The sequence below is a fragment of the Streptomyces colwelliae genome (assembly GCF_048158785.1).
GTDB lineage: Bacteria > Actinomycetota > Actinomycetes > Streptomycetales > Streptomycetaceae > Streptomyces.
This window is the reverse complement of the sequence record NZ_JBLTJC010001034.1, coordinates 1-399: the sequence shown is the minus strand read 5'-3', so window position 1 is coordinate 399 and position 399 is coordinate 1. Positions and strand designations below refer to the sequence as shown.

2 protein-coding genes are annotated in these 399 nt (G+C 69.4%); both read right to left on the bottom strand.

What is annotated here, in order from left to right; translation table 11 throughout:
• Nucleotides 1-204 (bottom strand): DNA translocase FtsK 4TM domain-containing protein (locus ACNFOC_RS55710; protein WP_416966486.1); only part of this gene is annotated, 204 nt, incomplete at its 3' end.
• A 15-nt stretch (nt 205-219) separates the two neighbouring features.
• Nucleotides 220-399 (bottom strand): hypothetical protein (locus ACNFOC_RS55705; protein ID WP_416966485.1); only part of this gene is annotated, 180 nt, incomplete at its 5' end.

Here is a 399-nt window from a genome sequence, read left to right as displayed (position 1 = left end):
ACCCAGGATGTTGCGGATCGGCCGCGAGGTGGCGTGGCTGAGGCTGGGATCCTGCACCGACCAGGTCATCAGCGCGGCCGAGGCGACGCCCGACAGCGTGATCAGGCCGAAGCCGGCGAGTTCGCGCACACGCCGGCCCAGCGCCTCGCGGATCGAGGCCGGCAGATGCCCGACCAGTGGAATGACACGTTCGATCGCCGACATGCTCACGGGCCCCGCCTAACCCAGAGTCTCGACCAGCCGGTGCAGCGCCTGCGCCGTGGTCTCGCCATCCTGCACCAGCGCGAGCCGAATATAGCCCGCACCGGGATTGAAGCCGTCGGGCTGGCGCCGCGCCAGAAAGCTGCCCGGAACCACGCGCACGCCGGCTTCCTTGAAGAGCTTCAGGCACACCGACAC